Source organism: Streptomyces graminilatus, assembly GCF_001418565.1.
Taxonomy (GTDB): Bacteria; Actinomycetota; Actinomycetes; order Streptomycetales; family Streptomycetaceae; genus Streptomyces; species Streptomyces graminilatus.
Genome location: NZ_LIQQ01000345.1, coordinates 1 through 5,024, shown reverse-complemented (window position 1 = coordinate 5,024; position 5,024 = coordinate 1). Strand labels below are relative to the sequence as shown.

General features: G+C 71.1%; 6 protein-coding genes. 5 read left to right on the top strand and 1 reads right to left on the bottom strand.

All coding sequences use genetic code 11. The features are described from left to right. Window positions 1–88: 88 nt before the first annotated feature. The 4 genes from AOK08_RS27570 to AOK08_RS27555 all read left to right on the top strand — a co-directional run bounded on the left by AOK08_RS27570 (window position 89) and on the right by AOK08_RS27555 (window position 4,048). A complete protein-coding gene (locus AOK08_RS27570) occupies window positions 89–1,546 on the top strand; it encodes an MFS transporter (RefSeq protein WP_055530996.1) in 1,458 nt (485 codons plus the stop codon). Window positions 1,547–1,852: 306 nt separating this feature from the next. After that, window positions 1,853–2,353, top strand: a complete 501-nt coding sequence (locus AOK08_RS27565) for a hypothetical protein (RefSeq protein ID WP_055530994.1) — start codon at window positions 1,853–1,855, stop codon at window positions 2,351–2,353. Further along, window positions 2,323–3,150: a futalosine hydrolase gene (locus AOK08_RS27560; RefSeq protein WP_055531000.1), complete on the top strand. Its 828-nt coding sequence runs from the start codon at window positions 2,323–2,325 to the stop codon at window positions 3,148–3,150. Before AOK08_RS27565 ends, AOK08_RS27560 begins: the two co-directional genes overlap by 31 nt. A gap of 37 nt (window positions 3,151–3,187) precedes the next feature. Next, window positions 3,188–4,048: a 1,4-dihydroxy-6-naphtoate synthase gene (locus tag AOK08_RS27555; RefSeq protein WP_079054305.1), complete on the top strand. Its 861-nt coding sequence runs from the start codon at window positions 3,188–3,190 to the stop codon at window positions 4,046–4,048. 24 nt (window positions 4,049–4,072) lie between these two features. Here AOK08_RS27555 and AOK08_RS48500 read toward each other — a convergent pair whose 3' ends face one another. After that, window positions 4,073–4,456: a cold-shock protein gene (locus AOK08_RS48500; protein WP_055530992.1), complete on the bottom strand. Its 384-nt coding sequence runs from the start codon at window positions 4,454–4,456 to the stop codon at window positions 4,073–4,075. A 275-nt stretch (window positions 4,457–4,731) separates the two neighbouring features. On the opposite strand from AOK08_RS48500, the gene AOK08_RS27545 reads away from it, so the two are divergent. Beyond that, window positions 4,732–4,989: a hypothetical protein gene (locus tag AOK08_RS27545; protein ID WP_055530990.1), complete on the top strand. Its 258-nt coding sequence runs from the start codon at window positions 4,732–4,734 to the stop codon at window positions 4,987–4,989. The last annotated feature ends 35 nt before the right edge of the window (window positions 4,990–5,024 follow it).

Here is a 5,024-nt window from a genome sequence, read left to right as displayed (position 1 = left end):
CCCCACTCGGCCCCGGTCGGCCCCACTCGGCTGCCCCATACGCGCGGTAACCGCACCAGGTACGCCGTTCTCGGGGCACTATGGCGGGGTGGCAACCGAAAGGTCGTCCCACGGCACCACCGGGACCGGTGGGACCGAGGGGAGCAACCGGAGCGGCACCGGCACCGAGGCCGGCCGGCGCGGCGTACGGGACCGGGTGAACGGGTCCGTGCGCGCGTTCGGACGTGCCCTGCACTTTCCGGTGACCGGCACCGCCCGTGGCATCCGCAGGGCCACCCACGCGCACGGGGCCGGCGAGTCCGGGCTCGGCAAGCTCATCGAACTGCACGCGGTGAACGGCGCCGGCGACGTCATGATCACCATCGCCCTCGCCTCCACCGTCTTCTTCTCCGTCCCCACCGACGAGGCACGCGGGCGCGTGGCCATCTATCTCGGCATCACCATGGCGCCCTTCACCCTCCTGGCCCCCGTGATCGGCCCCCTCCTCGACCGTCTCCCGCACGGCCGCCGCGCCGCGATGGCCGGCGCGATGCTCGCCCGCGCGCTGCTCGCCCTGCTGCTCGCCGGCGCGGTCGCCACCGGCAGCCTTGAGCTGTACCCGGCCGCGCTCGGCGTGCTGGTCGCCTCGAAGGCGTACGGCGTGGTCCGCAGCGCGGTCGTACCGCGCCTGCTGCCGCCGAATTTCTCCCTGGTGAAAGCCAATTCGCGGGTCACGCTGAGCGGGCTGCTCGCCACCGGTGTGGCCGCGCCCATCGGCGGCGTGCTCCAGGCCCTCGGGCCGCGCTGGCCGCTCTACGCCGCCTTCGTGATCTTCATCGCGGGTACGTTCCTGTCCTTCACGCTGCCCCACAAGGTGGACTCCGCCAAGGGCGAGGACACCGCCCTGCTGGCGGCGGACGCGGAGCATCTGCACGGCCCGCACCGCCGCGAGACCCTGCGCCGACCGGGTCTGCGCACGGTCGGTACGGCCGTCACGCACGCGCTGGCCGCCAACGCCGCCCTGCGCTGTCTGTCCGGCTTCCTGATCTTCTTCCTCGCCTTCCTGCTCCGCGAGCACCCGCTGACCGGGGAGAGCGCCGCGTGGTCGCTGGGCATGGTCGCCGTCGCGGCGGGCGTCGGCAACGCGCTCGGTACGGCGGTCGGGGCGGCCGTGAAGCAGCGCGCGCCGGAGCTGATCGTCGTCACGGTCGTCGCCGTGGTCCTCGGGGTGGCGATCGTCGCCGCGATCTTCTTCGGCGCCGCCCTGGTCGCCTGTCTGACGGCGGTCGCCGGGTTCTGCCAGGCCCTCGCCAAGCTGTCCCTGGACGCGCTGATCCAGCGGGACGTGCCCGAGAGCGTCCGCTCCTCCGCCTTCGCCCGCTCGGAGACGCTGCTCCAGATGGCGTGGGTGCTAGGCGGCGCGATCGGTATCGCGCTGCCGCTGATCGGCGAGCTGGGCCTCGGGGTGGCCGCCGCGATCGTCGCCACGGGCTGGCTGACCACGGTCAAGGGCCTGGTGGGCTCGGCCCGCCACGGCGGCGGCCGGGCCCACCCCCGCGTCGCCTGACACCGGTCGGCGGGGACCAGGGCCGGTCCGGCGGAGCAGGCCGCAGGAAATCAACGCACGCGTTCGACGCAGGTGAGCGGGGCTTGGTGCGTCCGGCCGCAAGGCGGAGGAGGGCGCCGACGCGATGGGGGGGTCCCCCCGGTCGAGCGAAGCCGAGAGTCGGGGAGTCGGCAACCGACGACATCGCCGCGGACGGGCGTGCCAAGCCCCGCGTCCGCCGCATGCTCCGCCGGACAGGCCCCAGCGGCGCCCGGCTCGCCGTACCCAGGTGGCAACCGTGTCGCGGGTGCCCGATAGCCTTCGGCCATGACCTCGTTGCGTTCCGCTTCCACTGCGCGCCGTCGCCGCGCTGTTGCCGCCGTCGGCGCCGTTGGTGCCGGACTGCTCGTCCTGTCCGCCTGCGACAAGCCGACGCCGATCTCCACGATCACCGTCGGCACCTCCTCGGTGAACTCGGAGGCCTCCTGCTACGCCGACGGTGACGGCAAGGCGCTGACGGTGGCCCAGGTGGCCGAGTGCCTCAAGAAGGACATCGCCAAGGACGCGGACCTCAAGAGCATCAAGGTCGACCCGGACGAGAGCGTGCGCTTCGGTGTCGACCCGAAGATCGCCGACAAGGGCTGGACGATCCTGCTGAACGGCAACCCGCTGACCGACTCCAGCAAGAAGACCTACCGCACCATCCCGGGCAGCGTGTTCTTCAACGCCCAGTACGGCGCCCAGGGGAACTCGACGCTCGTCTCCGTCAAGGAGGGCGAGGGCAACGTGGCGGGCATCTGGTCGTTCCGGCTGAAGAAGGACTCCTGACCACCTCAGGGGTACGAGTCCTCGTAGCCACCGCGGTACCCGCAGAACGGGCCGCGGTGGCACAGGCGTTCGAGGCGACCGGTACCCAGGCCCTCGACGCCACCGATGTCGCCGATGTCGCCGCTTCTGTCGATGTCCCCGATTCCGCCAATTCCGTCGATTCTGTCGATTCCGGCGATGTTGCTGACGGCGTGCCGTTCGACATCATCGCCGTGGGGGTCGGCCCCGCCGCCTCCGCCGCGTGCGTCGCCTCGGCGCTCACCACGGCCGCGCTCCGTGGCACCCCGTACGACCTGGTCGTCTCGGCGGGCATCGCCGGCGGTTTCCAGCCAGAGGCGCCGGTCGGCTCACTGGTCGTCGCCGACGAGATCACCGTCGCGGACCTGGGCGCGGAGACCCCGGAGGGCTTCGTCCCGGTCACCGCACTCGGCTTCGGCGCCGTCACCCACAGCCCGCCGAAATCACTCGTACGAGAGGTCACGGCCGCGATCGGAGCCCGCGCCGGCACCGTACTGACCGTCTCCACCGTCACCGGCAGCGCCGAACGCGCCGCCGAGCTGCGCGCCCGGCACCCGGGTGCGCTGGCCGAGGCGATGGAGGGCTTCGGCGTCGCCGAGGCCGCCGCCGCGCACGGTGTGCCGGTGCTGGAGATCCGCGCCGTGTCCAACCCCGTCGGCCCCCGCGACCGCGCCGCCTGGCGCATCGGCGACGCGCTCACGGCCCTGACGGAGGCCTTCGGGAAGCTCGCACCGGCACTGGAGAGTTGGAACCGACATGAGTACCGACATGAACCCTGACCTGAGCGCCGACCTGAACCCCGACCTGAACACCCGTATGAGCCCTGACGGGCCCGGGGAACTGCGGATCGCCTACTCGCCCTGCCCGAACGACACCTTCGTCTTCGACGCCTGGGCGCACGGCCGGGTGCCGGGCGCGCCCGCGCTCGACGTGACGTTCGCGGACATCGACATCACCAACGGCATGGCCGAGCGCGGCGAGTTCGACGTGCTGAAGGTGTCGTACGCCGTGCTGCCGTACGTCCTCGACGAGTACGCGCTGCTGCCCTGCGGGGGCGCCCTGGGCCGGGGCTGCGGCCCGCTGGTGCTGACGCGGGAGGCGGGGGCCGATCTGACCGGGCGTACGGTCGCGGTGCCGAGCGAGCGGTCGACGGCGTATCTGCTGTTCCGGCTCTGGGCGGCGGACACGGTGCCCGGCGGGGTGGGGGAGGTGGTCGTGATGCCGTTCCACGAGATCATGCCCGCCGTGCGGGACGGGAAGGTCGACGCGGGACTGGTCATCCACGAGGCGCGCTTCACGTACCAGAACTACGGGCTGCACAGGCTCGCGGACATGGGCGAGCACTGGGAGGCGACGACCGGGCTGCCGATCCCGCTCGGCGCGATCATCGCCAAGCGGTCGCTGGGAGCGCGGACACTGGAACTGCTGGCCCGAGCGGCCCGGACGTCCGTACAAGCCGCCTGGGACGATCCTGAGGCCTCCAGGGCCTATGTCCTGGAGCACGCCCAGGAGATGGACCCGGGCGTCGCCGACCAGCACATCGGGCTGTACGTCAACGAGTTCACCGCCGACCTCGGCGAGGACGGCTACGCGGCGGTCCGGGGGCTGCTGACCCGCGCGGCGGCCGAGGGACTGGTACCGCCCCTCGGCCCGAACGCACTGGATTTCCCGCGGTAATCCCGGGAAATCCGCGGAAATGCCCTACACGTCCAACTGGTCGGCGACCGCGCGCAGCAGGCCCGCGATCTTCGCGCCCGAGGTCTTCTCGGGGTAGCGGCCCCGCTCCAGCATGGGCGTGATGTTCTCCAGGACGGTGGTCAAGTCCTGGACGATGGAGGCCAGTTCGTCGGGCTTCTTGCGCTGTGCCGCCGCGACCGACGGGGTCGGGTCCAGGATCACGACCGAAAGTGCCTGGTCACCGCGTTGGCCGGCGACAACTCCGAACTCCACCCGCTGGCCCGGCTTGAGGGAATCGACTCCGGTGGGCAGGACCGAGGAATGGACGAAGACGTCACCGCCGTCATCACGGGAGAGAAAGCCGAAGCCCTTCTCGCTGTTGAACCACTTGACCTTGCCGGTGGGCACGTCTGTTCCTCGTCCTCGTACTCGTCGGAAAACTGCTTCGGACCGCATCGGGATGCTGCGAACTGCGTCGGACTGTTTGAATCTGCTACGAACTGCTGGGAACCGCTGTGAACCTCTGGGAACCTCTCGGAACCGCTCTGAACTGCTGGTGGGAAAACGGGTCTTGATAGCACTGGGGCGGGTCGTGTGACCCGCCGGAACCAAGGCTAATGGTCCGCGGGCCGGTGACAAGACGTAGTGGGTTGTTCCTTCGGGCAGGGAACTACCCTGGTCGAGTGCGTGACAAAACCCAAACGAATTCCGCCGCGGCCGGAGATCGGCTGATCCGTGTCGGTGCCATCGTGTTCTTCGTCGGCGCGGTGGCCACTTTGGTCACCGTGGCCCCATTCCTCCTCGGGACGAGGCCATTCCCGACGTTCATGTTCGGCTTGAGCATGCTCATGGGCGTCGGCTTCCTCGTCGCGGGCGCCGGCGTGCTCCGGTCGGCGGCGGAGGGCCGCCGTCAGGCGCGCGCGGCGGCGGCGTCCGAGTAGCCCTCGTCCCCCGCGTCCCCCGCGTCCCCCGCGTC